This is a genomic window from Microlunatus ginsengisoli (assembly GCF_039537205.1).
Taxonomy (GTDB): domain Bacteria; phylum Actinomycetota; class Actinomycetes; order Propionibacteriales; family Propionibacteriaceae; genus Microlunatus; species Microlunatus ginsengisoli.
Genome location: NZ_BAABAB010000006.1, coordinates 157,379 through 183,265, shown reverse-complemented (window position 1 = coordinate 183,265; position 25,887 = coordinate 157,379). Strand labels below are relative to the sequence as shown.

Sequence of the window (25,887 nt, the reverse complement as noted above, 5' to 3'; positions counted from 1 at the left end):
GCGGGTGCGCGGCCACTGGAGGGACGAAATCAGGGAAGTTCAGCGCAGCGGGCGGACGTGCAGTCCGACCTCGGGGTCGACCAACGTCTCCTGGGCGGCCGCGATGCCGTCCGCGACGAGGGTCGCCTCGGCCGGGACCGTGCGCTTGACCAGCCCGAGCGCGATCGGACCCAGCTCGTGGTGCCGGGCCGAGCCGCCGACGAAGCCGACCGCACGCCCGTCCAGCTCCAGGTCTGCGCCGCGGACCGGCAGCGCGTCGGCGCTCCCGTCGAGGTGCAGCAACACCAGCCGGCGGGGCGGCCGGCCGAGCGTGTGCACCCGGGCGACGGTCTCCTGGCCGCGATAGCAGCCCTTGTCCAGGTGCACGGCCACGCCGAGCACCCCGATCTCGTTCGGGATGGTCCGGTGGTCCGTGTCGACCCCGATCCGCGGCACCCCGGCGGCGATCCGGCGCGCCTCGTACGCCCAGGTGCCGGCCCGCGGCCGGTCCGCCAGGAACCGCTCCAGCTCTCCGCGCGGCACGAACGTCTCGTGCCCGCCGAGCGAGTCCAGCCCGGCCCGGGTCACCGCGCGCTCATCGGAGGGGGTGCCCGGCTGCCAGACGACTGCGTACTCGCTGGTCCGGTCGGTCACCTGGACCCGCATCATGAACCGCATCGAGTCCAGCCAGCCGGCAGCGGCCGCCGCGGCGCCCGGCTCGGTATGCACCCAGAACGTCTCGCCGTCGTCCACGCCGTAGAGAGCGTGCTCGATGTGGCCCTGCGGCGAGAGGACGTACGCCGTCGTACCGGTGTGCGGCGGCAGCGCGGTCAGGTGCTGGGTGGTCAGCGAGTGCAGCCAGCCGAGCCGGTCCGGCCCGCTGACGGCGAGCACCCCGCGATGGGAGAGGTCCACCGCGCCCTCGCCGGCCTCGAGCCGGCGCTGCTCGCGGACCGGATCCCCGAAGTGCCACGGGACGCCCGCATCGATGCCATCCGCCACCATCACAGCCATACTCACCTCAGCAATCTCGGACGCCGTCTTCTTCCGCCCCCGGCCCGGAAACTGTGCCGGTCTCGCACCGACATGCCGGCGCCGACTGCAACAACCGCACAGTTTCGCGGGCGGGAGGCCGGGTGGGGGCGGCGTGCGACCGGGCGGACGAGGCTCAGACGCGGGGCTCAGACGCGGGGGTTCAGACGCGGGGGTTCAGACGCGGCGGAGGCGGGCCCACTGGTGGTTCTGCAGCGGGTGGCCCTCCGCGGCCTTGTCGAACGTCCAGAGCAGATCGCCCTCGACGTTGCCGTAGAGCCGCTGCCCGGCCGTGTACTCCGGTGCGCTCGCGGTCCGCATCACCACGTCGGTGGTCAGTTCGATCCGGGCGCCGGTGATCTTGCCGTACCAGACCTCGGCGTAGCCGGCCGGCTGGGACAGCACCACCTCGACCGTGCCGTCCGCCTTCGGCAGCCAGAAACCGGTCTCCATCCCCAGCGGGGCGAGCGGGCGGCCGTCGCCGTCGACGGTGAACGTCTGGGAGAGATAGTGCAGATAGTTGCCGCCGTTCTGGGAGAAGTCGACCTGCTGGCCGAAGTCGGCGTCCTCGGTGTCTGGATAGGTCGACTTGCCCGAACCCTCCCACCGACCCAGCAGCCAGGCGACCCCCATCACATCGGGGTGCAGGTTCTCCGGGATCTCGAACGGCATCGGCTCACATCCTCTCGGCGCCGGCGCGGACCACGATCACGATCACCGCCGCGATCGCCAGCACGCCGAGCAGGGCGATGCCGGCGACCAGAAGCAGGGGAAAGACCGACATGACCGCCAGTCTAGGAGGCGCCCGGCTGCGTCTAGGGTCGAACGCGTGGCGCGATATGTGGTGATCGGGGCCGGCGCGGTCGGCGGCGGCATCGGCGGCACCCTGCAGCAGGCCGGGGTCGACGCGGTGCTGGTCGCTCGGGGCGAGCACCTGGCGGCGCTGCGGGCCGACGGCCTGGAGATCGTCACGCCGGAGGCTACGACCCGGGTCGCGGTGACCGCGATCGGCGGACCGGACGAGGTGTCGCTCGAGGCGGACGACGTGTTGGTGCTGACCACGAAGACCCAGCAGGCCGAGGCGGCCCTGGTCCAATGGGCCGACGCGCCCGTGGCCGGTGGCGGAACGGCCAGCGAGCGGCTGCCGCTCGTGACGGCGCTCAACGGGGTGGCCAGCGAGGCCTTGGCGCTGCGCTACTTCGCCCGCGTCTACGGCGCCTGCGTCTGGATGTGGGCGAACTTCACCCGGCCGGGCCGGGTGATCCTCAGCGGCTCGCCGACCCGCGGGCTGTTCCACCTCGGCCGGGTCCCGGCGGCCTCGACCGACGACGCCGACGTGGCGCTGCTGGACCGGATCCGGAGCGACTGGGCGCCGGCGGCGCTGGACGTCCGGGTGCCGGACGACGTGATGCCGTGGAAGCACCGCAAGCTGCTCACCAATCTCGGCAACGCCCATCAGGCGCTGGTCGGGGACGTCCGCGGAACCGGCGAGCTGGTCCGCGCGGCGGTGGCGGAGGGCCGGGCAGTGCTGGAGCACGCCGGCATCGCGGTGACCCCGGACGAGGTCGAGGCCGAGGCCCGCAAGGCGTACGCGATCGTCGACCTGTCCGACCGGGAGGGATTCCTGGGCGGCTCGACGTACCAGTCGCTGGTCCGCGGCACCGGCGACGTCGAGACCGACTATCTCAACGGCGAGATCGTGCTGGTGGCCCGGCAGCTCGGGATCGAGGCACCGATCAACGCCCGGCTCGCCTCCCTGGTCCGGCAGGCGGTCCGCCGCGGCGATTCGGCCCCGCGGATGTCGCTGGAGGAGTTGCGCCGCCGGCTCGACTCCTGACCCCGGATGATTACGATCCGGCAACGGATGATACGGGCTAGGTGGATGAAGGCCTGCTCACCTATGGTTAGCCGCGCCGACTGACGATGTCCGAGCGCTCGGGGACCAGCCGCTCGAGTCACCGGCGTATCTCAGGGGGTTTCGGTCGGTCATGAGCCGTCGTGTTCTTCGTTCGCTCGGCGTGATTGCCGCCACAGCTCTCGTCGCGACCATTGCCGGGCCGTTGGCGCCGGCCGAGGCCGCGACCACCGCGCGTTACATCGTCACTACCACCAACGCCGGCGAGACAGTCCAGGCAGTTAATGCACTGGCCAACACGAAGGCGAAGGTCAAGCGCCAGTATCGGCACGTCATGCAGGGATTCAGCGCCGAACTGACCGACGCACAGGTGCGTCAGCTAAGAGCCGATCCCGGCGTCGAATCGGTCGTGCCGAATACCGCCGTCCACGCCATCAGTCCGGTCCGTGCAGCCGGCCAGCAGACATCGGCCACCTGGGGCCTCGACCGAATCGACCAACGCACGGTTACCCGTGACGGCAAGTATGGCTACGATCTGACCGGTGCCGGCGTGACGGCGTACGTCATCGATACCGGCATCAGGATGGACCACAGCGAGTTCCAGGGCCGAGCCGTCAGCGGGCACGACTTCGTGGATAACGACGACGACGCGTCGGACTGCCCGTCGAACTATCTCGACGACCCTGACAACGACAAAATCAGCCATGGGACCCACGTCGCCGCCACAATCGGCGGAGCAACCTACGGCGTGGCCAAGCAGGTGTCGCTCGTCTCGCTGCGCGTGCTGAATTGCAGCGGCGGCGGCGACGTGGACACCGTGGTCGCCGCTCTGGAGTGGGTGGCCGCGCACAAGTCAGGGCCGTCAGTCGTCAACATGAGCCTGGGCGGCGATGCCAACGAGGCGCTCGACAAAGCCGTGGCCGGGATCATCGCGAAGGGCGTTCCGGTGACGGTCGCGGCTGGCAACTCCGCGGAGAACGCATGCGGCGCTTCACCCGCCCGGGTGCCTGCGGCGCTGACCGTGGGAGCGACCGACCGGAACGATCACTATGCTGACTTCACCAATTGGGGCTCCTGCCTCGACCTGTTTGCGCCGGGTGTGGACATCGTCTCGGCAGGCACGCTCACGACGACTGCATCGCTGACGTTGAGCGGCACCTCGATGGCATCCCCGCACGTCGCTGGGGCCGTTGCACGGTATTTGCAGGCCTATCCCAAGGCGACCCCCGCTCAGGTGAGCTCGGCGATCATCGGCGAGGCAACCACGGGTGTAGTCAACGATGACGAGTCGCCAAACCGGTTGCTCTTCACCGCATACGCCACACAGCCGACGAACGTCACGAGCAGCCGGAGCGACAAGTCCAAGACAGTCACCGTGCACTGGTCAGCGCCGATCAGCGACGGCGGCTACCCGGTGACCGGCTACCAGCTGGTCCGCTCCGGCAAGGACGCAGCGGGACACGCGAGCGCCACCGCGAACGTCGGCGCCGGCGTCCGCTCGTACACGTTCGGCAAGCTCAAGGCGGGGACGACGTACACGATCACCGTCCGGGCACGCAACGCTCGTGCGCTGGGCGTCCCGTCCACCACCAAGCAGACCATCACCGCGGTGCCGGGCGCACCCAAGATCACCTCGGCCAAGTCCGGCTCGACCAAGGACAAGAAGCGGTCGATCTCGGTCAGGTGGTCCAAGCCCACGTCGGGGGGACCGGTGAAGACCTACGTGATCAGCGTGACCCGGAACAGCACCGGCTCGGTCAAGGCGGTGACCATGTCCTCCCGGGCTCGTGCCGTCACGATCTCCGGCCTGAAGAACAAGAAGGCCTACACCGTGCGAGTGAAGGCGGCCAACGACTCCGGCGGCACCACCGCTAAGTGGAACAAGTCGGTCAAGGCCCGCTGAGGCCGCACCGCTACTGCGGCGGCAGGTCGGCCAGCAGCCGACGAAAGGCACCGACCGACAACCCGCCGTCGACCGGAAGCGCCACCCCGGTGATCCAGGACGCGTCGGCCGACGCCAGGAACGCGATGGCCGACGCGACGTCCTCCGGCTCGCCGACCCGGCCCAGCGGATAGAGCCCGCGCAGCCGGTCGGCTCCGCCGGGTTGGCTGTCCCAGACCCGGGTGCGGACGGTGCCCGGCGCGACCAGATTCACCCGTACGCCACGCGGGCCCCAGTCGGCCGCCAGATTCGTGACCAGCGAGACCAGGGCCGCCTTGGCGGCCGAGTAGGTCTCGTCGCCGAACGGCAGCAGCCCGTTCACCGAGCCGACCACCACCACGCCGGCGGCGCGCTCGCTGCGGGCCAGCACCGGCAGCGCCGCGCGGCAGCAGCGGACAACCGAGGTCAGGTTCAGGTCCAGCAACGCCGACCAGTCCGCGTCCGCGGTCTCGGTGAAGGCTGGCACCGGCCGAGCGCCGCCCGCCACACAGACGAGCGTGTCCAGTGCGCCGAAGATGTCCACCGTGGCCGCGACGGCGGCGTCGACCGAGCCGGTGTCGCCGACGTCGCAGCTCAGTCCGATCGCACGGCCCCCGTCGCCGTCGATCTCGGCGACCACCCGGTCGGCCGCCGCCCGGTCCAGATCGGCCACCGCGACCGCGGCGCCGTCGGCCGCGAGCCGGCGCGCCGTGGCCCGGCCGATGCCGTGCGCCGCGCCGGTGACCAGGGCGACCCGCGCGGACCCATCCGACCACGAACTCTCGGCGCTCATCCGACCTACCCTATGACCGGCCTACCCACGACCGATCAGAGCGGACGTTCGAGCACGGCACATGCGGTGACGTACGTCCGACCGCCGGCCACCGGCCAGCTCTCGATCGTGCTCCCGACCTCTGCATAGCCGAGCCGGCGGTAGAGCGCGAGCGCGCGCGGGTTGTCGTGCTCGACGGTCAGCCGAGCGGTCCGGCAGCCGCGGTCGCGGGCCCGCTGCTCCAGCGCGCCGATCAGCCGGCGGCCGATGCCGAGCGACTGCAGCGTCTCGTGCACGGCCAGCATCCAGAGCAGTCCGACACCGCACTGGCGAGCCAGGTCGAGCCCGCCCATGGCCACCAGCCGGCCGTTCGGCAGGGCGCCGACCAGCAGCACGACCTCGCCGGCGTAGCTGCGGCCGAGCTGGCCGGCGACCTCCGTCAGATGGGTGTCTCCCCCCGACCAGGACAGGTCGGCCAGGTCCTCGGGCGCCAGGTCGCGGAAGGCGACGAACCGATCGAGGTCGGTTGCCGGCATCAGTAGATCAGCGCCTGCACGCCGTCGGTGAGCGCGGCCTCGACGAACTGGGCGGCGCCGGCGATGACGGTGCCCTCGACCAGGTCGTTCGCGGACAGCGCTCGACGGGCCGCGCACTGGCTGCACACCCGGATCGACCCGCCGGCGCGCACCGTCTCGACCAGATCGGCGACCGGAGTCGCGTGCGGCAGCGCCAGGTCGGGCTGCCGCCCCGGCACCGCGAACCAGACGGCGTCGCCGGTCAGCCAGACCGCGACCTCGGCGCCGGCCGCCAGGCCCATCGCCGCCACGGTCCAGCCCTGGTTGGCCCGCTCGGGCGCCTCGGCGCCGCACGTGATCTTGACCAGCAACGCTCGCATCGCTCGCCTCTCCTCCTCGACAAGTGCTCGCGGACCACAACTCTGCCAGCCCGAGAGTCGCTGTCCGCGGGCTCTCCGGTTCCTCCGGTGCGGCGCGGCCGACGGGTGCGGCGGGGATGGCCGACGACGGATGCTCCCTCACCGGGTGGAGATGATCATGCTGAGCGGCGAGCGGGAGGCTCGACGGCCACGAGGGAGCAACGCTCGTCGGATCGGGTCGGATCTGGTCGGATGGGGTCGAATCGGCCCGGGTGCGCAGAACGCCTCGCCGCTGCGCGCACCAGCCGACAGAATGGACCGGTGATCGTTCGAGTGGGCGGCGCGGCGCCGTACGAGACGCGCTACGGCTACAGCCGGGTGGTGATCGCCGGTGACCGGGCGCTGACGGCCGGGACGACCGCGCTCGGGCCGGTCGGTGTGCTCCACCCGGGTGATGCGTACGCCCAGGCCAGGTCCGCCTTCGGCATTGCCCTGGACGCCTTGGCCGGCGCCGGCGTGCCGGCCGACCGGGTCGTGCGGACCCGGATGTACGTTGTCGATCCGAGCCACGCCGACGCGGTCTCCCGCGCGCACGGCGAGGTGTTCGGCACGATCCGGCCGGTGGCCACGCTGGTGGTGGTGGCCGCCCTGCTCGATCCGGCCATGCTGGTCGAGGTCGAGCTCGAGGCGTACGTCGGCGAGCGGTCCGCGCCGGCGGGCGCGTCCTGATGCGGGCGGTGCTGCAACGGGTGAGCTCGGCCTCGGTCACCGTCGACGACCGGGTGGTCGGGGCGATCGACCGGCCTGGACTGCTCGTCCTGCTCGGCGTCACCCACGACGACAGCGCCGCGATCGCCGCCAAGCTGGCGGAGAAGATCTGGACCTTGCGGATCCTGGCCGGCGAGCAGTCCTGCGAGCAGCTGGCCGCGCCGCTGCTGGTGGTCAGCCAGTTCACCCTCTATGCCGACACCCGGAAGGGCCGGCGGCCGTCCTGGAGCGCGGCGGCCCCCCGCCCGGTCAGCGAGCCGCTGGTGGAGGCATTCGTGGCCGCGCTACGCGCGATGGGTGCGGAGGTGGCGACCGGAGAGTTCGGCGCCATGATGCAGGTCGCGCTGGTCAACGACGGTCCGGTCACGCTGGTGCTCGACACGTCCCAGCTGTCCTGAGCCGCTCCGCCCCGGGTGGAACGCCCGAGCGATCAGCCGAAGGTGACGCCCGAGATCAGCACCGCGTCGCGGCTCTTCGCCGAGGAGCCGGGCGGCGTGCTCGCTTCGACGGTGAGCTTCACCGTCGCCCCGGTCAGCGACGGGACCGCCACGGTCTGCATCTTCTGGACCTCGTCGGAGAGCTTCTGCGTGATCACCGTGCCGTCGTCGAAGGTCCAGGTCACGCGGGTGATCCGCCGGTATTCGGGATAGCGCTTCGCGCCGCTCTTCGGGTCGGTCTTCACGTAGCCGTTGATCAGGCCCACCTTGGTGAAGGTGGCACCGGCCGGGAACGTGAACGTCAGGCCGTGACCGACGCCGTTCCCGTCGCAGCGCCAGGCGGTGCTCGCGTGGGTATCGAGCACGTTCGCCGCGTCGTAGCTCACCCGGTTGCCGGCGTCGTCGGTGGCCGGCGGCGCCGTGCAGTCCGCGCTCACCCCGTTCGCGACCGGCTTGACCGCCGGTTTGCTCGAGGTGGCGCTGGTCGACGGCGGCCGGCTGGATGGGTCGAGGGCGACGTTTCGATCCGGCGAGCGGAGCACGAAGGCGACCACCACACCGGCCGCGATCGCGGCCAGCAGGACGGCGCCCACCACGACCCCGACCACCACGCCGCGCCGTCGCGGCGGCTCGGGCTCGGGGACGTACGCGGGCGGCGGCTGATACGGCGGGGACGCCGGATAGGCCGGCTGCGGCGGCGGCACCAGGGTCGGTTGAGGTGGCGGCACCGGCTGCGGCGGTGGGACCGCCTGTGGCGGCGGGCTCGGCGGTGGCGGCGTCGGGGTCACCGGGGGCGGCGTCTCGACCGTGGGCGGCACCAGCGGCGGTGCGTCCTCGGTGGGCGCCATCTCGCCGCGCCGATACAGCCAGCTGAACGGGTCGTCTCCGGACCCGCCGCCAGCCGGCGGCTTCGGTGGACCAGCGGCGCTCATCCACCCCACTGTAGAACCAGCGCCCGCGCGGCCCCACCCCCCGCAGTTGTCAGCATGTCAGCACGCTCGGGCGTGTTGACATGCTGACAACTCGCGGTGTTCAGGCGAGTTCGATGTCGAGCTCGACCACCTTGCCGCGGGCGGCCTCGACCGAGCGGTCGACGCTGGCGCCCGGAGCGAGGGTGCGCAGCGTCCACGACCCGTCGCCGGCGAAGAACCGGAAGTGGCCCGTCGCCGAGGTGGGCACCTCGGCGGTGAACTCGCCGGTCGAGTCGAGCAGCCGGACGTACGCGCTCGAGACCGGTTCGCCGCCGCGCAGCACGCGGCCCTGGATGACTGCTTCCTTGGTGACATCGATGCCCTGAACGCTCAGACCACCGGTAGTTGCACCGCACATGATGACTCCTTGTTGCTGTGGGGGATCCCCGGGGAGGAGGGCTCAGGCCTCGCCGGGCTCGTCGCCGATCGCGACCGGCACGCCGACCAGCGAGCCGTACTCGGTCCAGGACCCGTCGTAGTTCTTCACGTTCGGCCGGTCGAGGATCTCGTGCAGCACGAACCAGGTGTGCGCGCTGCGCTCGCCGATCCGGCAGTAGGCGATGATGTCGTTGTCCCAGTTGAGGCCGGCCTCGCTGTAGAGCGTGGTCAGGTCGTCGTCGGCCTTGAACGTGCCGTCGTCGTTGGCCGCCTTGCTCCACGGCACGCTGATCGCCGTCGGCACGTGGCCGCCGCGCTGGGCCTGCTCCTGCGGCAGGTGGGCCGGGGCGAGCAGCCGGCCGGCGTACTCGTCGGGGCTGCGGACGTCGACCAGCGCCTGCGCGCCGATCGAGGCGATCACCTCGTCGCGGAAGGCGCGGATGGCCAGATCGGGCTCCTGGGCGGTGTAGCTGGTGGCCGGCCGGGTCACGGTCTCGCTGCTCAGCGGGCGCGCGTCCAGCTCCCACTTCTTGCGGCCGCCGTCGAGCAGCAGCGCGTTCTCGTGGCCGTACAGCTTGAAGTACCAGTACGCGTACGCCGCGAACCAGTTGTTGTTGCCGCCGTACAGCACGACGGTGTCGTCGTTGCCGACGCCACGCTCGGAGAGCAGCTTCTCGAACTGCTCCTTGTTGACGAAGTCGCGGCGGATCGGGTCCTGGAGGTCCTTCTTCCAGTCCAGCTTGATCGCGCCCTCGATGTGTCCGCCGTCGTAGGCGGTGGTGTCTTCGTCGACCTCCACGAGAACCACGTTCTCGTCGGCGGCGTGCTCGGCGACCCAGTCGGCGTCGACCAGTACGTCTTGCCTGCTCATGCGGTGCTGTCTCCTGTGGGTGACGGGCCCGGCCGTGGTCGGCGCAAGCCCTGATGGGATGAGGGTTGGGCTCCGGCGTCACACCGGCGCTTCGCGGCACCAGCCGGTGTCGTCCGCCGATGTCGGCGGGTGACCCCGGCGCGGCCCGCTTCGGGCGCGGCGGACGCCACTACATTCGCGACGACAGACACAACGACGAGCGCATCCGGCCGTGGTCCACAGCCAGGCAGCGGGTGAGCGGAGCCCACCGATCCGTCGCGATCACGGGTGACACCCTAGGCCGCAACCTGATCGTCACAAAGCGCCCGTCTCACTTTGTGATAATCCCGTCCACGATGCGAGACGCTCGCGGTGAGGTTCGGCACACCCGCGGCCGCGGCGCGGCGTCAGCCGCCGGCGAAGGGCGGCAGCACCTCTGCCAGCACGGGCTCGGTTCGGGGTCGGGCCAGGTCGTCCGGCTTGGCCACGGTCCCGTCGATCAGGATCGAGCACATCGCCACCACACGGTCGAATCGCGGATCCGCCCGGGCCGCGCGGGCGAGGTCCAGCGCCTCGCCGACCGAGCCGGCGGCCCACTCCTCGCGGGCTACGCCGGCCGCGGCGCGAGCGCCGGCCCAAAACTGCAACGTGATTGTCGTCATTGGATAACTCTCAGGAAATCACCTAGTCTTCCGGACATCACATCGGGGCCCGTTGTGATGCGGACACCGTTGTCATCCCGGCAGACCGCCTCCGGTGAGAAGGCGGCTGGGGCGGTGGTCGGGGCCTGACTCGATCATGCGCGAAGGAGACCGCCATGGCCACCTTGCTGTTGCTGACCAACGATATGCACGCCTCCTCGGAGATCCTGCCCGCTCTCGAACTGCTCCCCCACCAGGTCAAGGTCGCGCAGGCGGAGGCGACCGCCCTGCTCGACGCGCCCTCGGCCGACGTGATCCTGCTCGACGCTCGCCGCGATCTGGTCGGCGCCCGGTCGCTGTGCCGGCTGATCGAGACCACCGGCAAAGAGTCGCCGCTGCTGGTCATCGTCAGCGAGGGCGGGCTGGCTGCGCTGTCGGCGGACTGGGGCTTCGACGACCTGCTGCTGACCTCGGCCGGCCCGGCCGAGGTGGACGTCCGGATCCGGCTGGCGATGAGTCCGGCCACCTCCTCCGGGGTCGAGCCGCTGATCCAGAGCGGGAACATCGTGATCGACGAGGCCGGCTACTCCGCCCGCCTCAACGGGCAGCAGCTGGACCTGACCTATACCGAGTTCGAGCTGCTGAAGTATCTCGCCCAGCATCCCGGCCGCGTCTTCAGCCGGCAGCAGCTGCTGAGCGACGTCTGGGGCTATGACTACTACGGCGGCACCCGCACGGTCGACGTCCACGTCCGCCGGCTGCGGGCCAAGCTCGGACCCGAGTACGAGTCGATGATCGGCACGGTGCGCAACGTCGGCTACCGCTTCGTCACCCCGACCGAAGAGGCCTCCGCCCGCGTCTGACTCCGTCCCGACCCGGTCCCCGTGGCCCTCCCCCCGACCGGAAACTGTGCGGCTGTTGCAGACGCGGTCGGCGTGTCGCTGCGAGATGCGCACAGTTTCCGGGAGGCCTGGTGCCGGGCGTCACCGGGCCGCGCGGTACGGCGCGGGCGGCCGGCATGGGCCACGCCGCGGATGGGCTAGCGTGAGCGGCATGCCCGCCGCGATCATGATCGAGATCGTCGAGGACGTCGGCGCCGGGCGCGAGTGGGTGGAGCAGCTCGCCGCGGCGGCGGCGTCGGCCGACGGGACCTTTCCGCTGAACGAGGCCGCGATGCTGGCGCTGCGCCGGCCGCGGCCGGACGTACGCCATCTGCTGGCCCGGACCGACGACCAGCTGGTCGGCTATGCCCAGCTGCAACAGGATCAAGACGGTCTCGCCACCGGCCAGCTGGTGGTCTCGCCCGCCGCTCGCCGCCGCGGCGTCGGGCGCGCACTGCTGGACCGGTCGCTGGTCCTGTCCGGCGGGCGGCTCCAGCTGTGGGCGATGGGCGACTCCGCGGCTGCGGCGGCGCTGGCCGCGCGGGCCGGTCTCGACCGGGTGCGCGGGCTGTCGATCATGACCCGGCCGCTGGACGACGACCTGCCGGTCGCCGAGCCGCCGGCCGGGGTCACCATCCGGTCGTTCCGGACCGGTCAGGACGAGGATGCCTGGCTCGCGGTCAACGCGCGTGCGTTCGCCCACCACCCCGAGCAGGGCCGGATCACCCGGGCCGACCTCGCCGAGCGGATGGCCGAGCCGTGGTTCGACCCCGCGGGGTTCCTGCTCGCCGAGCGCGGGGGCCGCCTGATCGGCTTCCACTGGACCAAGCAGCACCCCGACCGGCTCGGCGAGGTGTACGTGATCGGGGTCGACCCGGACGCCGGCGGAGGCGGGGTCGGCAAGGCACTGCTCGCCGCCGGCCTGCGATACCTGCGCTCGCAGGGCAACACCGAGGTGAAGCTGTACGTCGAGAGCGACCACCGCACCGCCATCGGCCTGTACGCCGGCGCCGGCTTCCGCGAGCGCAGCCGTGATGTGCTGTATCGGACCCGCGGATGAGCCCCTGCCCGCACCGGCTCGAGGTCGGTCCGCGACGCGCACCGCGCCCGTTCGCCTCGGTTCACTAGGATTTCGGACCGGACCCAGCCCAGGAGAGTTGATGGATTCACTCGATGTCACCGCAGGGGTGGCCGCAGAGCTCGACGAGGACACTGCACCCCGCTCGGAGTTGCCGGCCGACCGCTTCCTGGACCGCGAGCTGTCCTGGCTGGCGTTCAACAACCGGGTGCTCGACCTGGCCAAGGACCGGCTACGCGTGCCGCTGCTGGAGCGGGCCCGCTTCCTGGCGATCTTCTCCTCCAACCTGGACGAGTTCTTCATGGTCCGCGTCGCCGGCCTGAAGCGCCGGATCGCCGCCGGGGTCGCGGTGCCGACCGTGTCCGGCCTGATGCCGCGCGAGGTGCACAGCGCGATCCTCAACCGGACCCGTGAACTGGTGGCCGACGTGTCCCGCGTCTTCGCCGACGAGATCCGGCCCGAGATGGCCGAGCAGGGCATCGAGATCCTCCGCTGGGAGCAGCTGACCGCGGCGGAGAAGGCGCGGCTGGACGACCTGTTCGCGGAGCGGATCTTCCCGGTGCTCACGCCGCTCGCGGTGGACCCGTCGCACCCGTTCCCGTACATCTCCGGGCTGTCCATCAACCTGGCCGTGCTGGTCCGCAACCCCGACACCGGCATCCGGCAGTTCGCCCGGGTCAAGGTGCCGAGCGTGTTGCCGCGATTCATCCCGCTGACCGAGGGCCGGTTCGTGCCGCTGGAGGACGTCATCGCCCAGCACCTCGGGCAGCTGTTCACCGGCATGCAGGTGGTCCAGCACCACGTCTTCCGGGTCACCCGCAACGAGGACCTGGAGGTCGAGGAGGACGACGCCGAGAACCTGCTGGTCGCGCTGGAGCGCGAGCTGCTGCGGCGCAAGGTCGGCCGGCCGCCGGTCCGGCTGGAGGTCGAGGACGACATCGACCCGAAGATGCTGGAGCTGCTGGTCTCGGAGCTGGACATCAGCGAGAAGGAGGTCTTCCTGCTGCCCGGCCCGCTGGACCTGCGGGGGCTCTTCTCGCTGGCCGACCTGGACCGGGCCGAGCTGAAGTATCCGGCCTTCCTGCCCTCGACCCATCCACACCTGGCCGAGGTCGAGACCGCGAAGCCGGCGGACATGTTCGCCGCCCTCAAGCAGCGCGACGTGCTGCTGCACCATCCCTACGACAGCTTCGCCACCAGCGTCCAGCGCTTCATCGAGCAGGCCGCCGACGATCCGCAGGTGCTGGCGATCAAGCAGACCCTGTACCGGACGTCCGGCGACTCACCCATCATCGATGCCCTGATCGAGGCGGCCGAGGCCGGCAAGCAGGTGCTGGCCCTGGTCGAGATCAAGGCCCGCTTCGACGAGCAGGCCAACATCGCCTGGGCCCGCCGGCTGGAGCAGCACGGCTGTCACGTGGTCTACGGCCTGCTGGGCCTGAAGACCCACTGCAAGCTGTCGATGGTGGTCCGCGACGAGCCGGACGGGCTGCGCCGCTACGCCCACGTCGGCACCGGGAACTACAACCCCAAGACGGCCCGGATGTATGAGGACATGGGCCTGCTGACCGCCAACCCGATCATCACCGAGGACATCGGCCGGCTGTTCAACCACCTGTCCGGGATGTCGCAGGAGACCTCGTACAAGCGCCTGCTGGTGGCACCGCACGGGATCCGGACCGGGCTGATCGACCGGATCAACAACGAGATCGCCAACCACGAGGACGGGCTGCCGTCGGGGATCCGGATCAAGGTCAACTCCCTCGTCGACGAGGCGGTCACCGACGCCCTCTACCGCGCCTCGCAGGCGGGGGTGAAGGTCGACCTGTGGGTGCGCGGGATCTGCACCATCCGGCCGGGCGCGCCGGGGCTGAGCGAGAACATCCGGGTCCGCAGCATCCTCGGCCGGTTCCTGGAGCACAGCCGGCTGTTCTGGTTCGCCAACGGCGGCGCGGCGTCGGTGGGCATCGGTTCCGCGGACTTGATGCACCGCAACCTCGACCGGCGGGTCGAGGTGCTGGCGTCGATCACCAACCCGGCGCATGTCGCCGAGATCTCCGACCTGTTCGAGGTCGCCTTCGACCCGAAGACCGCTTCGTGGAAGCTGCAGCCCGACGGGACCTGGATCCCGTTCACCACCGACGAGGAGGGGAAGCCCCTGATGGACATGCAGGAGCACCTGATCAACGTCAAGAGTCGACGCCGGGCCAAGTAGACCGCGAACGAGAAATCACCGCGATGACCACCGTGCAGCGCTCCAGCACCCGCCGCTCGGTCGGGACGACCGGGAGACCGACCCTCGCCGGCGGGGCGGTGGTCACCCGTCAACACCCGGTCCGTGGCCGTGAGGTCGTGATCATCCATCGCAAGCGGTACGACGACTGGACCCTGCCGAAGGGCAAGGTCCACGCCGGCGAGAGCATCCCCGCCGCGGCCGTCCGCGAAGTCGAGGAGGAGACCGGGGTCCGGATCCGGCTCGGGGTCCCGCTGGACACCATCCGGTACGAGGTCCCGAAGGCCGGCATCAAGCAGGTCGACTACTGGGCGGGGACGATGCTCAGCGCGGTCCGCCGGGCGCCGGACGCGGAGGTCGACGTCGTCTCCTGGCTGCCGATCCGGGCGGCGCTGGGCCGGCTGACGTACGCCCACGACCACTTCCTGCTGGAGCAGTTCCTGGAGCAGCCGCCGACCACGCCGTTGATCCTGGTCCGGCACGGCAAGGCGATGGATCGCAAGGACTGGAGCAAGAAGGACAGCGCTCGCCCGCTGGCCAGCCGCGGCCGCAGCCAGTCCAAGAAGCTGGTGCCGATGCTGGACGCGTACGGAATCACCCGGCTGGTCACCTCGACCTCGGCCCGCTGCGTCAGCACCATGCTGCCGTACGCGGAGAGCCACAAGCTCGTCTGCGAGCAGCATCCCCAGCTGACCGAGGAGGAGGGCGCGGACGACCCCAAGGGCGTCCGCAAGACCATTCAGGCCATCCGCCAGGTGGCACTCTCCAGCGGCGAGCCGACCGCGATCTGCATCCACCGGCCGGTGCTGCCGCACATCCTCGCCGCCCTCGACATGGCGCCGCTCCAGCTCGCCACCGGCGAGTTCGTGGTGGCCCACCTGAGCGTCCGCGGCGAGGTGCACGCCATCGAGCGGCACCGGCCGATTGGTTGACCCGGGCTGGGTTGGCTCCGGACGCACCCATCCCCGGAAACTGTGCAGCTGTTGCAACTCGGACCGGCGTGTCGCTGCAACAGCCGCACAGTTTCCGAGAGGGGGAGGCGCCGAGGGTTCCGTGAGCGGCGGCCCGGGCGCGGCTACTGCGGGCCGTAGAGCCGGGCGACGTCGGGAGAGTCGAGCCAGCCCTCGTACGCCGCCGACTTCGGCCAGCCGTCCGGTGAGTCCTGCCACTCCTCCTGCCGGCCCCAGGGGAGCAGGTCGATCAGTGGGAAGGTGTGGCTGAGCTGCTCGGTGCCGCGGCCGTTGGTGTGCCAGGTGCGATAGACCGTGTCACCGTCGCGGAGGAAGACGTTCACCCCGAAGCCGCCGCCGGGCGGGGCGTCGACGTCGGCGCCGAACGGGCTGTCAGCGGTGGAATACCAGGTCATCGTGTTGCCGACCTTCGCCTTGTAGGCCAGCGCCTCATCGATCGGACCCTGGGTGACGATCACGAACCGGGCGTCGTAGCCGTCCAGGAAGTCGAGCCGGGTGAACTGCGAGGTGTATCCGGTGCAGCCGCCGCACTGCCACTCCGCGTCGTCGAACCACATGTGGTGGTACGTGATCAGCTGGTGCTTGCCCTCGAACACGTCCACCAGCCGGACCGGACCGTCATCGCCCACCAGGGTGTAGTCGGGCAGCTCGACCATCGGCAGCCGCCGTCGCTGGGCCGCGATGGCGTCCAGCTCGCGGGTGGCGGCCTTCTCCCGCTTGCGCAGCTCGGCCAGCTCGCGCCGCCAGGCATCGGCATCGACGACCGGTGGCAGCGCCCCGGCCGGAGACTCGGTTGTCGTCGTCATACCAGCTCTGACTGCTCGAACCGGGCGAACTCATCGCGACAGCCGCTCGTCCTGCCCACTCCTCCCCCCTGCCTCCCCCTCCCCCTCCCTCCCGGTGTCCGGAAACTGTGCGGCTCTCGCAGCGACACGCCGGCGAGCGTTGCCAGACGCGCACAGTTTCCGTGACGGATCGCCCGGTCAGACTGATCCAAACGAACTGCAACAGGAGCCAGACGCGATGAACGAGTTGATCCACGATCTGATCGGTGACTGGCACACCGCGGTACACGCCGCGATCAAGGCGGCCGCCTTGTTCGTGATGGCAGTGATCGCGTTCCGGCTGACCACGAGGCGGGCGATCGCGCAGTTCGCGCCGTTCGACTGGGTCGCCGCGGTGGCCGTGGGTGCGATCGTCGGACGGACGGCGACCGCCTCCGACGCGTCCTGGCTGACCGGCACGGCCGCCCTGGTCTCGCTGCTGCTCGTGCACGCCGGCGTGACCCGGCTGCGGCTGGTCCCGGGGTTCCAGCGGTTCATCGACCCACCGCTGCGGGTGCTGATCCACGACGGCACGGTCGACGAGGTGAACCTGGCCCGCTGCGGGATGAGCCACGAGGACCTGGCCGCCGTCCTGCGCCAGGCCGGCTACCGCTCGCCCGCCGACGTACACCTCGAGCTCCTGGAGTCGCGCGGCATGGTCTCCTTCGTCGGCCCCGACGACCGGCACCCGGCCCCGGGCGGCTGAGACACGGACAGAAAGGGCGCCTCAGCGGGCCGCGATCCCGCCGGACAGGGTGCGGGTCAGCGGATCCTCGTCCTCGCCGTACCAGCTGTCCGGATCCACCAGCGCGTTGTCGGCGAAGATGCCGACTCTGCTCCGCCGAAGCGGACCACCACGGAGTTGTCAGGTTCTCGGCGAGCCATGGCGAGCTGAGAACCTGACAAGTCCGGGCAGGGCCGGGCGCGAAGTCGGGTAGGGGTGGTCAGTCGACGCCGAACTCCATCGCGGCCCGGTCGAGGCTGAGCGGGTCGCCCTGGGCGTCGCCCTCGAGCGGCTCGACGCTCGCCTTCTCCAGCTCCAGCTGGCCGACCAGCCCGCCGCCGGAGGCGAGCTGGCCCCGGGCGGCATATCCCTCCAGCTTGGTCCGGGTGTCGGCGATGTCCAGGTTGCGCATGGTGAGCTGGCCGATCCGGTCGGTCGGGCCGAACGCCGCATGCTCGCTGCGCTCCATCGACAGCCGGTCCGGGTGATAGCTGAGCGACGGTCCGGTGGTGTCCAGGATCGAGTAGTCCTGGCCGCGCCGCAGCCGCAGCGTCACCTCACCGGTGACCGCGCCACCGATCCAGCGCTGCAGCCCGTCCCGGATCATCAGCGCCTGCGGGTCGAACCAGCGGCCCTCGTACAGCAGCCGGCCCAGCCGACGCCCCTCGTTGTGGTAGTTCGCGATGCTGTCCTCGTTGTGGATCGCGTTCACCAGCCGCTCGTAGGCGATGCTGAGCAGCGCCATCCCCGGCGCCTCGTAGATGCCGCGGCTCTTCGCCTCGATGATCCGGTTCTCGATCTGGTCGCTCATCCCGAGCCCGTGCCGGCCGCCGATCGCGTTGGCCTCGGTGACCAGGTCGACCTGGTTGTCGAACGTCCGCCCGTTGATGGTGCACGGCCAACCCTGCTCGAACCCGATCGTCACGTCCTCGGCCGCGATCGCGACCGAATCGTCCCAGAACGCGACGCCCATGATGGGCACCACGATCTCGATCGAGGTGTCCAGGTGCTCCAGCTGCTTGGCCTCGTGAGTGGCGCCCCAGATGTTCGCATCGGTCGAGTACGCCTTCTCCACCGAGTCCCGGTAGGGCAGGTCATGCTCGGTCAGCCATACCGACATCTCGGTCCGGCCGCCGAGCTCGGTGACGAACTGCTCGTCCAGCCACGGCTTGTAGATCCGCAGCGCCGGGTTGGCCAGCAGCCCGTAGCGGTAGAACCGCTCGATGTCGTTGCCCTTGAAGGTGGACCCGTCGCCCCAGATCGAGACGCCGTCCTCCATCATCGCCCGGACCAGCAGGGTGCCGGTCACCGCGCGGCCGAGCGGGGTGGTGTTGAAGTACGTCTGGCCGGCCGAGCGGATGTGAAAAGCGCCACAGGCCAGCGCGGCCAGGCCCTCGTTCACCAACGCGGCCCGGCAGTCCACCACCCGCGCCTTCTCCGCGCCGTACAGGTACGCACGCTCGGGCACCTTGTCCAGGTCCGGCTCGTCGTACTGGCCGAGGTCGGCGGTGTACGCGTACGGGATCGCCCCGTGGTGTCGCATCCAGGCCACCGCGACCGAGGTGTCGAGGCCGCCGGAGAACGCGATACCGACCCGGTCACCGACCGGGAGCGAGGTCACCACCTTGGACATGGCCCCCACGCTATCGAGCGTCGCCGATCTGGCCGAACCTGGCGTGATCCGGTGGACAGCCGCGCGAGCCGAACCGCACCGTTCACCTTGCGTTAACCGTCGGCGGACCGACGGGTCACCTGCCCTCCGTACGTTGCACCTCGTCAGGGCGGGGGCCCGGTCATCCGCAGCGCCCCGTCACGCTCACCCCGAGGGCACGCGGTGCCCTCCGCGTCTCGATAAGGACACACATGATCACGAACCGTCTGGTCGCCGGCCGGCTCGTCGCCGCGTCCGCCGCGGTCTCGCTCGCCGCCTTCGGTCTGGCCGCCTGCGGCTCCGACCCGGCCGGCACGACGACCACCACCGGCGACGGGAGCGCCAGCGCGTCCGGCCTGGCCTGCCCGTCCGGCAAGCTGACCGGCGAGGGCTCCACCGCCCAGGCCAACGCCATGCAGGAGGTGATCGCCGACTACGGCGACGCCTGCGGCAACAAGTCGACCATCGAATACAACCCGACCGGCTCCGGTGCGGGCATCAAGTCCTTCTACGGCGGCCTGGTGGACTTCGCCGGCTCCGATTCGGCCCTGAAGACGGTCGCCGTCGACGGTGTGGTCGAGGCCGACAAGGCCAAGGAGCGTTGCGGCGGCAACCAGGCCTGGAACCTGCCGATGGTGGTCGGCCCGATCGCCTTCGCCTACAACCTGGAGGGTGTGGACAAGCTGATCCTCACCCCGGAGGTCCTGTCGGACATCTTCACCGGCAAGATCACCACCTGGAACGACCCGGCGATCGCCAAGCTGAACCCCGGCACCACCCTGCCGAGCAGCAAGATCTCGGTCTTCTTCCGCTCCGACGAGTCCGGCACCACCGAGAACGTCGAGAAGTTCCTCAAGGCTGCCGGCAACGGCGCCTGGACCGCCGAGCCGAGCAAGAAGTGGGCGGGCACCGGCGAGGGCAAGAACAAGTCCTCCGGTGTCGCGGACGGCGTGAAGGGCACACCCGGGTCCATCTCCTACATGGAGTGGAGCTACGCCAAGGACAACAACCTGCCGACCGTCCAGCTGGACAACGGTCAGGGCGCCACCGAGCTGACCGCCGACTCGGTCAGCAAGGCGCTCTCCGGCGCCGAGGTGAAGGGCAGCGGCAACGACCTGGCGCTGAGCCTGAAGTACACCGACACCGAGGCGGGGGCGTATCCGGCGCTGCTGGTCACCTACGAGATCGTCTGCAGCAAGGGTCTGGACGCCGAGAAGACCGCGGTCCTGAAGGACTTCCTGACCTACTTCTCCTCCAGCGACACTCAGGGCAAGCTCGTCGAGCTCGGCTACGCCCCGCTGCCGTCGTCGCTGCAGAGCAAGGTCGCCGCGTCGGTCCAGGCCATCCAGTGACGGCCGGCCGCTAGGTCGCCCCAGGGCAGAGGAGGGAGGCGGCGATGTCGTTGACCGACGAGAACAAGGCGGGCCGGAGTCAAGCCGGATCCGACACGCTGACCGCAGCGGACTCGCCGGTGGTGGACCATGGGCCGGTGAACACGCCACCGGTGCCTCGGGTGAGCGCGCCGCCTCCGCGCACGCAGACCAGGCCGGAGACCGCAGACGGCGGGGGCCGGCGCGGGGTCAAGCTGGCTCGGATCAGCCAGCGAGGGGACAAGACGTTCAAGGGAATGTCCGCCGCGGCGGGCTTCCTGATCGTCGCACTGGTCGCCTTCGTCGGCGTGTTCCTGATCGCCATCGCCGCACCCAGCCTGGCCAGGAACACCGCGAACTTCTTCACCTCGCGCGAGTGGCAGGTCTCCGGCGACACTCTCGCGTTCGGCATCGCCGGGTTGCTGTGGACGACGGTGCTCAGCTCGGTGGTGGCGATGGTGATCGCCGTTCCGATCGCCATCGGCGTCGCGCTGTGCATCACCAACTACATCCCGAAGCGGCTGTCCCGGCCGCTGGCCTTCGTGGTGGACCTGCTGGCCGCGGTGCCGTCGATCATCTTCGGCTTGTGGGGTATCACCGTGCTCGCCCCGTTGCTGCTGCCGGCGCAGAACTGGCTCAGTACGAACCTGGGCTGGTTCCCGCTGTTCGCGCCCGGCCTCAGCTCCGGCGGCACGGTCTTCGTCGCCTCGATCGTGCTGGCCATCATGATCCTGCCGATCATCACCGCGATCTCGCGAGACGTGTTCGAGCAGACCCCGCACGACCACGTCGAGGCCGCCTGGGCACTGGGCGCCACTCGGTGGGAGATGATCCGGACCGCGGTCCTGCCGTACGGGCGTTCCGGCGTGGTCAGCGCCTCGATGCTCGGCCTCGGCCGGGCCCTCGGCGAGACCATCGCGGTGATGATCATCTTGTCGACGCCGGCCGACGGCGAGCCGTTCAACCCGTCCGTCTTCGCCGGCGGCGAGACGTTCGCCAGCAAGATCGCCAACGCCGCGTCCGAGTTCGACACACCGTCCAAGACCGGCGCCTACATCGCGGCCGGCCTGGTGTTGTTCGTGATCACCTTCGTGGTGAATGCGATCGCCCGGACCATCGCCGACCGGGGGGTGAAGTCATGACGGCGTTGATCACCCGTGGTGACTCCAAGAACGAGTTCGCCCGGCCGAGCGGAATCCGCACGTTCAAGAACATCCTGGCGGCGGTGCTGGTCACCGTGGCCGCGCTGATCGCCATCGTGCCGCTGGTCTGGGTGCTGATCACGGTGATCAGCAAGGGCCTGCACCTGGTGCTGGAGCCGTCCTGGTGGCTGGAGAGCCAGCGCGGCATCACGGCGCGCCGCGAAGGCGGCGGCGCCTACCACGCGATCGTCGGCACCTTGATCATCTCCGGGATCACCGCCTTGATCGCGGTTCCGCTGGGCGTACTGGGCGCGATCTTCCTGATCGAGTACGCCAAGGGCAGCAAGATCGCCCGCGGGGTCAGCTTCATGGTGGACATCCTGAGCGGTGTCCCCTCGATCGTGGCCGCGCTGTTCATCTATGCCCTGCTGATCACCGTGCTCGGCTTCGGCCGCTCGGCGATCGCGGTCTCCTTCGCCCTGGTGCTGCTGATGCTGCCGGTGGTGCTGCGCTCCACCGAAGAGATGCTGAAGCTGGTCCCGGACAGTCTGCGGGAGGCCTCGTACGCCCTCGGGGTGCCGAAGTGGAAGACGATTCTCCGGATCGTGCTGCCGACCGCCTTCGGCGGCATCGCGACCGGCGTCGTGCTCGGCGTCGCCCGGGTGATGGGCGAGACCGCCCCGCTGTTGATCCTGGTGGTGTACGCCCAGGGGATCAACTTCAACCCGTTCTCCGACACCATGGCGGCGCTGCCGACCATGATCAACTCCGGTCGTGATCAGGCGGTCACCATGCCCGGCTACGAACGCGTCTGGGGCGCTGCGCTGACGCTGATCGTATTCGTGATGTTGCTCAACCTCGCCGCCCGCGGCATCGCCCGGGCCAGCAAGCTGAAGGACAAGTGATGGCCAAACGTATCGAGATCCGCGACGTGAACATCTTCTACGGCGGCTTCCACGCCGTCGAAGACGTCTCGATGATCGTCGAGCCGAGGACCGTGACCGCGTTCATCGGGCCGTCCGGCTGCGGCAAGTCCACCCTGCTCCGCAGCATCAACCGGATGCACGAGGTGATTCCCGGCGCCTACGTCAGGGGCTCGATCGACCTGGACGGCACCGACCTGTACGGCCCCGGCGTCGACCCGGTCGCCGTCCGCCGGGTGGTCGGCATGGTCTTCCAGCGACCCAACCCGTTCCCGTCGATGTCGATCTTCGACAACGTGGCGGCCGGGCTGCGGCTGAACGGGGTGAAGAACAAGAAGGTGTTGGCCGAGGCGGTGGAGCGGTCGCTGCGCGGCGCGAACCTGTGGAACGAGGTCAAGGACCGGCTGGGCAAGGCCGGCATCGGGCTGTCCGGCGGCCAGCAGCAGCGGCTCTGCATCGCCCGGGCGATCGCCGTCGAACCGCAGGTGCTGCTGATGGACGAGCCGTGCTCCGCCCTCGATCCGATCTCCACCCTGGCGATCGAGGACCTGATCGGTGAGCTCAAGGAGCAGTACACCGTCGTGATCGTGACCCACAACATGCAGCAGGCCGCCCGGGTGAGCGATCAGACGGCCTTCTTCAACCTGGCCGCGCAGGGCAAGCCCGGCCGGCTGATCGAGATCGGGTCGACGGAGAAGATCTTCTCCAACCCCGAGCAGCGGGCCACCGAGGACTACATCACCGGCCGGTTCGGGTAGTTCACTCCGCTGCGCTCCAGGCCCGCTCGTTCGCGCGTCAGTCGACCGCGTCAGGAACCGACCCACGCAGATTCGGCGAACTAAACTCGCGGCGTGAGTGCGAAGGCTGGGTGGTATCCCGATCCCGGAGGCGGGGTCGGCCTGTTCCGCTACTGGGACGGCAAGGCCTGGTCCGCCGCGACCAGCCCCAACCCCGCCGCGCCCGCGCCGTCCGGCGTGCCGAGCGGCGGCTCGGCCGGCTCGGCCGGCAGCCAGTCCTACCAGGCCGGAGGCTACGGCTCCGGCTACGGCAGCGGCTCCTCCGGCTCCGGCTCCTCCGGGTCGGGCTCGTACAGGTCGGGATCGTACGGTTCGGGCTCGTACGGGGCCGGCTCGTACGGCTCGGGCTCGTACGGGGCCGGCTCGTACGGGTCGAGCTCGTACGGGTCGGGCGGAAGCTCCCCGGGCGGCTACCCGTCGGCGGGATCCGGGCAGCAGACCGGCGGCTATCCCGGCCAGTCGAGCAGTGCGTACGCGAACTACCAGCAGCAGACCAAGAAACGCACCCCGGTCGGCTGGTGGATCGGCGCGGCCGCGCTGCTGGTGGTGATCGTGGTGGTCGCGGTGATCGCGATCCGCGCGATCGGCGGCGGCACCCTGGGCGGCAGCTCGAGCGGTGAGGCGACCGGCGAGGTGTGCCCGCCGAAGACGTCGGTCACCAGCCCGATCCAGCATCCGAACGACGGCCGGGTGTACGGCGGTCCGCTGTCCTATCCCGAGCTCGGCGACCCGTGGGACGCTCCGCGGCCCGAGGACCGGGTGCCGTTCGGCAGTGACGTCGCGGTGCAGGAGGTGATGGTCGAGCCGAACTACCAGCCCAACGCCAACTGGGTCGCCTCGATCCTGGTCGGCGAGCTGCAGGCCGGCGACGGGTTCTTCACCCCCGAGCAGGGGTCCCAGATCGTGGTGAAGTGCATCCTGGGCACGTTCTACGGCGACAACCCGGTGAACAGCGACGTCCGGGTGAACCAGGCCACCACCATCGACGGACACGAGGGCTGGTTGGTCGAGTCGCACCTGACCTTCGACATCGAGAACCTGCGCACCAAGGGTGAGCTGCTGATCGTGGCCATCGTCTCGGCCGGCGCCCGCTCCGGCCTCTACTACGCGTCGATCCCGGACACCACGCCGCAGCTGGTGCCGACCGCCCGCCAGGTGCTGAAGGAGTTGCGGGTCGAGGGCTGATCGGCCTCTCACCGGGCGCTCAGCAGTCGGCGAGGCCGCGGCCCGCCTTCATCGCCAGCACCCGCCGGGCGGACTCGGCCACCCGCGTGCGGAAGGCCGCGTCGGCGGCTGCCTTGTCCCGAACCGCGTCGGACATGGCCGCGAGCCGGCCCGGGTCGCCGACGATCACCAGGTCCCCGCCCGCGGCGAGGAAACGGATCGCCCGGCTGCCGGGCCGGAGGTCGCGGACACCCGGGGCGGCGAGGTCGTCGGAGACCACCACCCCGGTGAAGTCGAGGTCGCCGCGGATCATGCCCGTGATCACGACCGGCGAGTAGGCGGCCCGGCTGCCCGGGTCGATCCGGCTGTAGTACGCCGACGAGACCATCACCATGTCGACGCCGGCCCGTACCGCCGACCGGAAACCGGCCAGGTCGGCGTCGTGGCGGCCGGTGCTGGTATCCACCACTCGCGTCACCAGATCCGTGTTGCCGCGGACGGCGCCGAGACCGGGAAAGTGCTTCACCGCCGTCGCCACGCCGGCCCGGTCCATCCCCTCGACGAAGGCCGCGCTGTGGCTCGCCACCACGGCGGGATCGGAGCTGAAGCCGCGCCGGAGCACGCCGATGGGCTGGTTCACCGCGAGCAGCCGGCGAGGCACGACATCGGCGACCGGCGCGAGGTCGGCGTCGATCCCGGCCCGGCGCAGCTCGCGGCCCCAGTCCTCGGCCGAGGAGCGGAGCCGCTGTGCCGACCAGGTGCCCTGGGTCCGCGCCGACGGCATGTCGGCGAAACCGTCCCCCTTCAGCCGCTGGACCAGGCCACCCTCCTGATCGGCGGCCAGCAGGGTACGGACGCCCTCCGGCCGGCGGCCGGCGTCGCGGACGTCGTTGACCAGCCGGGCCACTGCCGCCGACCCGGCGCCGGTGTTGCCGAGCAGGATGACGCTGCCGGCCCGGGTCTGGGACAGCGTCCGTGCGGTGCCCGAGGTGAGACCGCTGGTGGGCACGCCCACCATGAACAGCTGCCCGACCTGCTCGCGCAGGCTGAGCCGGGCGACCACCGCGGAGCAGGCGGGCGACGTGGTCGCGGTGGCCGAGGGCGATCCGACCGCCGACGAGGGTGGGGGTGGCGGGGTGGTGGGAACTCGGCCGACCTGGGTCGGCGCGCCGGCCGAGCTCGGCGCGCTCGTCGGCGGCCCGGTGAGCGCACTCGGCGGTGCGCCGGGCCCCGCGCCGGGGGTGCCGCAGGACGTCAGCAGCAGACCGGCCAGCACGGCCGCCGCAATCCGGGGCGCACCCTCCGCCGGGCGGCGGAACCGCGGACGTACCGGTCGCGGAGACGTCGGACGGAAGAGCGTCACGGACGTACCTGTTCGATCGGGGGCGGGGGTCCCCCATCGTACGCACCGGCGCGCACCCGCCCGGATCTTCGGATCCCTCCGGCGCGGTCGGATCCCGAGCTCCGGATCCGAGGGCGCACAGGGGATCCGGGTTCGCAGAAGGGATCCGGGTTCGCAGAAGGGGGAAAGGTTCGGGTGGCTGAGGTCACGGAGCTCCAGCGACGGTCCGCGGCCTCAGCCACCCGGAAGTCGGACAAGTCCGACGTGGCGCCCATCCTGCCGAGCGCACCACCCGCGCGCGAGCACTTA

General features: G+C 70.6%; 26 protein-coding genes. 14 read left to right on the top strand and 12 right to left on the bottom strand.

All coding sequences use genetic code 11. From position 1 onward, the window contains the following. Positions 1–39 precede the first annotated feature (39 nt). Both ygfZ and ABD747_RS04675 read right to left on the bottom strand, forming a co-directional pair. Positions 40–993, bottom strand: coding sequence for a CAF17-like 4Fe-4S cluster assembly/insertion protein YgfZ (ygfZ, locus tag ABD747_RS04680; RefSeq protein ID WP_344802044.1), 954 nt, complete (start codon positions 991–993; stop codon positions 40–42). 195 nt (positions 994–1,188) lie between these two features. After that, a complete protein-coding gene (locus tag ABD747_RS04675) occupies positions 1,189–1,683 on the bottom strand; it encodes a heme-binding beta-barrel domain-containing protein (protein ID WP_344801929.1) in 495 nt (164 codons plus the stop codon). Between the two features lie 157 nt (positions 1,684–1,840). Between ABD747_RS04675 and ABD747_RS04670 the strand changes: the two genes are divergently transcribed. Both ABD747_RS04670 and ABD747_RS04665 read left to right on the top strand, forming a co-directional pair. Beyond that, on the top strand, positions 1,841–2,848 hold the full coding sequence (locus ABD747_RS04670) for a ketopantoate reductase family protein (RefSeq protein ID WP_344801928.1): 1,008 nt from the start codon (positions 1,841–1,843) through the stop codon (positions 2,846–2,848). 151 nt (positions 2,849–2,999) lie between these two features. Then, positions 3,000–4,769, top strand: a complete 1,770-nt coding sequence (locus tag ABD747_RS04665; protein WP_344801927.1) for a S8 family serine peptidase — start codon at positions 3,000–3,002, stop codon at positions 4,767–4,769. A 10-nt stretch (positions 4,770–4,779) separates the two neighbouring features. Here the strand turns inward: ABD747_RS04665 and ABD747_RS04660 are convergent, their stop codons facing one another. The 3 genes from ABD747_RS04660 to ABD747_RS04650 are packed head-to-tail and all read right to left on the bottom strand — an operon-like array spanning position 4,780 to position 6,454. Beyond that, positions 4,780–5,580 (bottom strand): SDR family NAD(P)-dependent oxidoreductase, encoded by an 801-nt coding sequence (locus ABD747_RS04660; protein ID WP_344801926.1) that lies wholly within the window; start codon positions 5,578–5,580, stop codon positions 4,780–4,782. Positions 5,581–5,615: 35 nt separating this feature from the next. Further along, entirely contained in the window at positions 5,616–6,095 is a 480-nt protein-coding gene (locus ABD747_RS04655; protein ID WP_344801925.1) for a GNAT family N-acetyltransferase, read from the bottom strand. Beyond that, a complete protein-coding gene (locus tag ABD747_RS04650; RefSeq protein WP_344801924.1) occupies positions 6,095–6,454 on the bottom strand; it encodes a DsrE family protein in 360 nt (119 codons plus the stop codon). The genes ABD747_RS04655 and ABD747_RS04650 overlap by 1 nt, the downstream gene beginning before the upstream one ends. A gap of 300 nt (positions 6,455–6,754) precedes the next feature. On the opposite strand from ABD747_RS04650, the gene ABD747_RS04645 reads away from it, so the two are divergent. Together ABD747_RS04645 and dtd are read left to right on the top strand one after the other, a co-directional pair. Continuing rightward, a complete protein-coding gene (locus ABD747_RS04645; protein WP_344801923.1) occupies positions 6,755–7,162 on the top strand; it encodes a Rid family hydrolase in 408 nt (135 codons plus the stop codon). Next, positions 7,162–7,599 (top strand): D-aminoacyl-tRNA deacylase, encoded by a 438-nt coding sequence (gene dtd / locus ABD747_RS04640; protein WP_344801922.1) that lies wholly within the window; start codon positions 7,162–7,164, stop codon positions 7,597–7,599. Before ABD747_RS04645 ends, dtd begins: the two co-directional genes overlap by 1 nt. 32 nt (positions 7,600–7,631) lie before the next feature. Here dtd and ABD747_RS04635 read toward each other — a convergent pair whose 3' ends face one another. From ABD747_RS04635 to ABD747_RS04620, 4 genes are all read right to left on the bottom strand, one after another. Continuing rightward, a complete protein-coding gene (locus ABD747_RS04635; protein WP_344801921.1) occupies positions 7,632–8,570 on the bottom strand; it encodes an NADase-type glycan-binding domain-containing protein in 939 nt (312 codons plus the stop codon). Between the two features lie 100 nt (positions 8,571–8,670). Continuing rightward, complete coding sequence (locus ABD747_RS04630; RefSeq protein WP_344801920.1) at positions 8,671–8,967, bottom strand: DUF1416 domain-containing protein; 297 nt, start codon at positions 8,965–8,967, stop codon at positions 8,671–8,673. Positions 8,968–9,009: 42 nt separating this feature from the next. After that, positions 9,010–9,858 (bottom strand): sulfurtransferase, encoded by an 849-nt coding sequence (locus ABD747_RS04625; RefSeq protein WP_344801919.1) that lies wholly within the window; start codon positions 9,856–9,858, stop codon positions 9,010–9,012. Positions 9,859–10,244: 386 nt separating this feature from the next. After that, positions 10,245–10,499: a MoaD/ThiS family protein gene (locus ABD747_RS04620; protein WP_344801918.1), complete on the bottom strand. Its 255-nt coding sequence runs from the start codon at positions 10,497–10,499 to the stop codon at positions 10,245–10,247. 155 nt (positions 10,500–10,654) lie between these two features. On the opposite strand from ABD747_RS04620, the gene ABD747_RS04615 reads away from it, so the two are divergent. The 4 genes from ABD747_RS04615 (at position 10,655) to ABD747_RS04600 (ending at position 15,602) form a co-directional block, all read left to right on the top strand. Continuing rightward, complete coding sequence (locus tag ABD747_RS04615) at positions 10,655–11,341, top strand: winged helix-turn-helix transcriptional regulator (protein ID WP_344801917.1); 687 nt, start codon at positions 10,655–10,657, stop codon at positions 11,339–11,341. Between the two features lie 190 nt (positions 11,342–11,531). Further along, positions 11,532–12,419: a mycothiol synthase gene (mshD, locus tag ABD747_RS04610; RefSeq protein WP_344801916.1), complete on the top strand. Its 888-nt coding sequence runs from the start codon at positions 11,532–11,534 to the stop codon at positions 12,417–12,419. A 100-nt stretch (positions 12,420–12,519) separates the two neighbouring features. Then, on the top strand, positions 12,520–14,652 hold the full coding sequence (locus ABD747_RS04605; RefSeq protein ID WP_344801915.1) for an RNA degradosome polyphosphate kinase: 2,133 nt from the start codon (positions 12,520–12,522) through the stop codon (positions 14,650–14,652). A gap of 23 nt (positions 14,653–14,675) precedes the next feature. Next, on the top strand, positions 14,676–15,602 hold the full coding sequence (locus ABD747_RS04600; RefSeq protein WP_344801914.1) for an NUDIX hydrolase: 927 nt from the start codon (positions 14,676–14,678) through the stop codon (positions 15,600–15,602). Between the two features lie 143 nt (positions 15,603–15,745). Here ABD747_RS04600 and ABD747_RS04595 read toward each other — a convergent pair whose 3' ends face one another. Beyond that, positions 15,746–16,447: a DUF899 domain-containing protein gene (locus ABD747_RS04595; protein WP_344801913.1), complete on the bottom strand. Its 702-nt coding sequence runs from the start codon at positions 16,445–16,447 to the stop codon at positions 15,746–15,748. A 217-nt stretch (positions 16,448–16,664) separates the two neighbouring features. On the opposite strand from ABD747_RS04595, the gene ABD747_RS04590 reads away from it, so the two are divergent. Continuing rightward, positions 16,665–17,171: a DUF421 domain-containing protein gene (locus tag ABD747_RS04590; RefSeq protein WP_344801912.1), complete on the top strand. Its 507-nt coding sequence runs from the start codon at positions 16,665–16,667 to the stop codon at positions 17,169–17,171. Positions 17,172–17,409: 238 nt separating this feature from the next. On the opposite strand, the gene argG is transcribed toward ABD747_RS04590, so the two are convergent. After that, complete coding sequence (argG, locus tag ABD747_RS04585; protein ID WP_425562480.1) at positions 17,410–18,831, bottom strand: argininosuccinate synthase; 1,422 nt, start codon at positions 18,829–18,831, stop codon at positions 17,410–17,412. Between the two features lie 221 nt (positions 18,832–19,052). On the opposite strand from argG, the gene pstS reads away from it, so the two are divergent. The 5 genes from pstS (at position 19,053) to ABD747_RS04560 (ending at position 24,257) form a co-directional block, all read left to right on the top strand. Further along, complete coding sequence (pstS, locus tag ABD747_RS04580) at positions 19,053–20,192, top strand: phosphate ABC transporter substrate-binding protein PstS (protein WP_344801910.1); 1,140 nt, start codon at positions 19,053–19,055, stop codon at positions 20,190–20,192. A 233-nt stretch (positions 20,193–20,425) separates the two neighbouring features. Next, the gene (gene pstC / locus ABD747_RS04575; RefSeq protein WP_344802042.1) at positions 20,426–21,352 is read left to right on the top strand and encodes a phosphate ABC transporter permease subunit PstC; all 927 of its coding nucleotides are present in this window, start codon (positions 20,426–20,428) and stop codon (positions 21,350–21,352) included. After that, positions 21,349–22,257 carry a phosphate ABC transporter permease PstA gene (gene pstA / locus ABD747_RS04570; protein WP_344801909.1) on the top strand — a complete coding sequence of 303 codons (909 nt, stop codon included), beginning with the start codon at positions 21,349–21,351 and terminating at the stop codon, positions 22,255–22,257. Before pstC ends, pstA begins: the two co-directional genes overlap by 4 nt. Then, complete coding sequence (gene pstB / locus ABD747_RS04565; RefSeq protein ID WP_344801908.1) at positions 22,257–23,033, top strand: phosphate ABC transporter ATP-binding protein PstB; 777 nt, start codon at positions 22,257–22,259, stop codon at positions 23,031–23,033. Before pstA ends, pstB begins: the two co-directional genes overlap by 1 nt. Positions 23,034–23,126: 93 nt before the next feature. Beyond that, complete coding sequence (locus tag ABD747_RS04560; RefSeq protein ID WP_344801907.1) at positions 23,127–24,257, top strand: DUF2510 domain-containing protein; 1,131 nt, start codon at positions 23,127–23,129, stop codon at positions 24,255–24,257. A gap of 19 nt (positions 24,258–24,276) precedes the next feature. Here ABD747_RS04560 and ABD747_RS04555 read toward each other — a convergent pair whose 3' ends face one another. Next, positions 24,277–25,599 carry a glycoside hydrolase family 3 N-terminal domain-containing protein gene (locus ABD747_RS04555; RefSeq protein ID WP_344801906.1) on the bottom strand — a complete coding sequence of 441 codons (1,323 nt, stop codon included), beginning with the start codon at positions 25,597–25,599 and terminating at the stop codon, positions 24,277–24,279. Positions 25,600–25,887 lie beyond the last annotated feature (288 nt).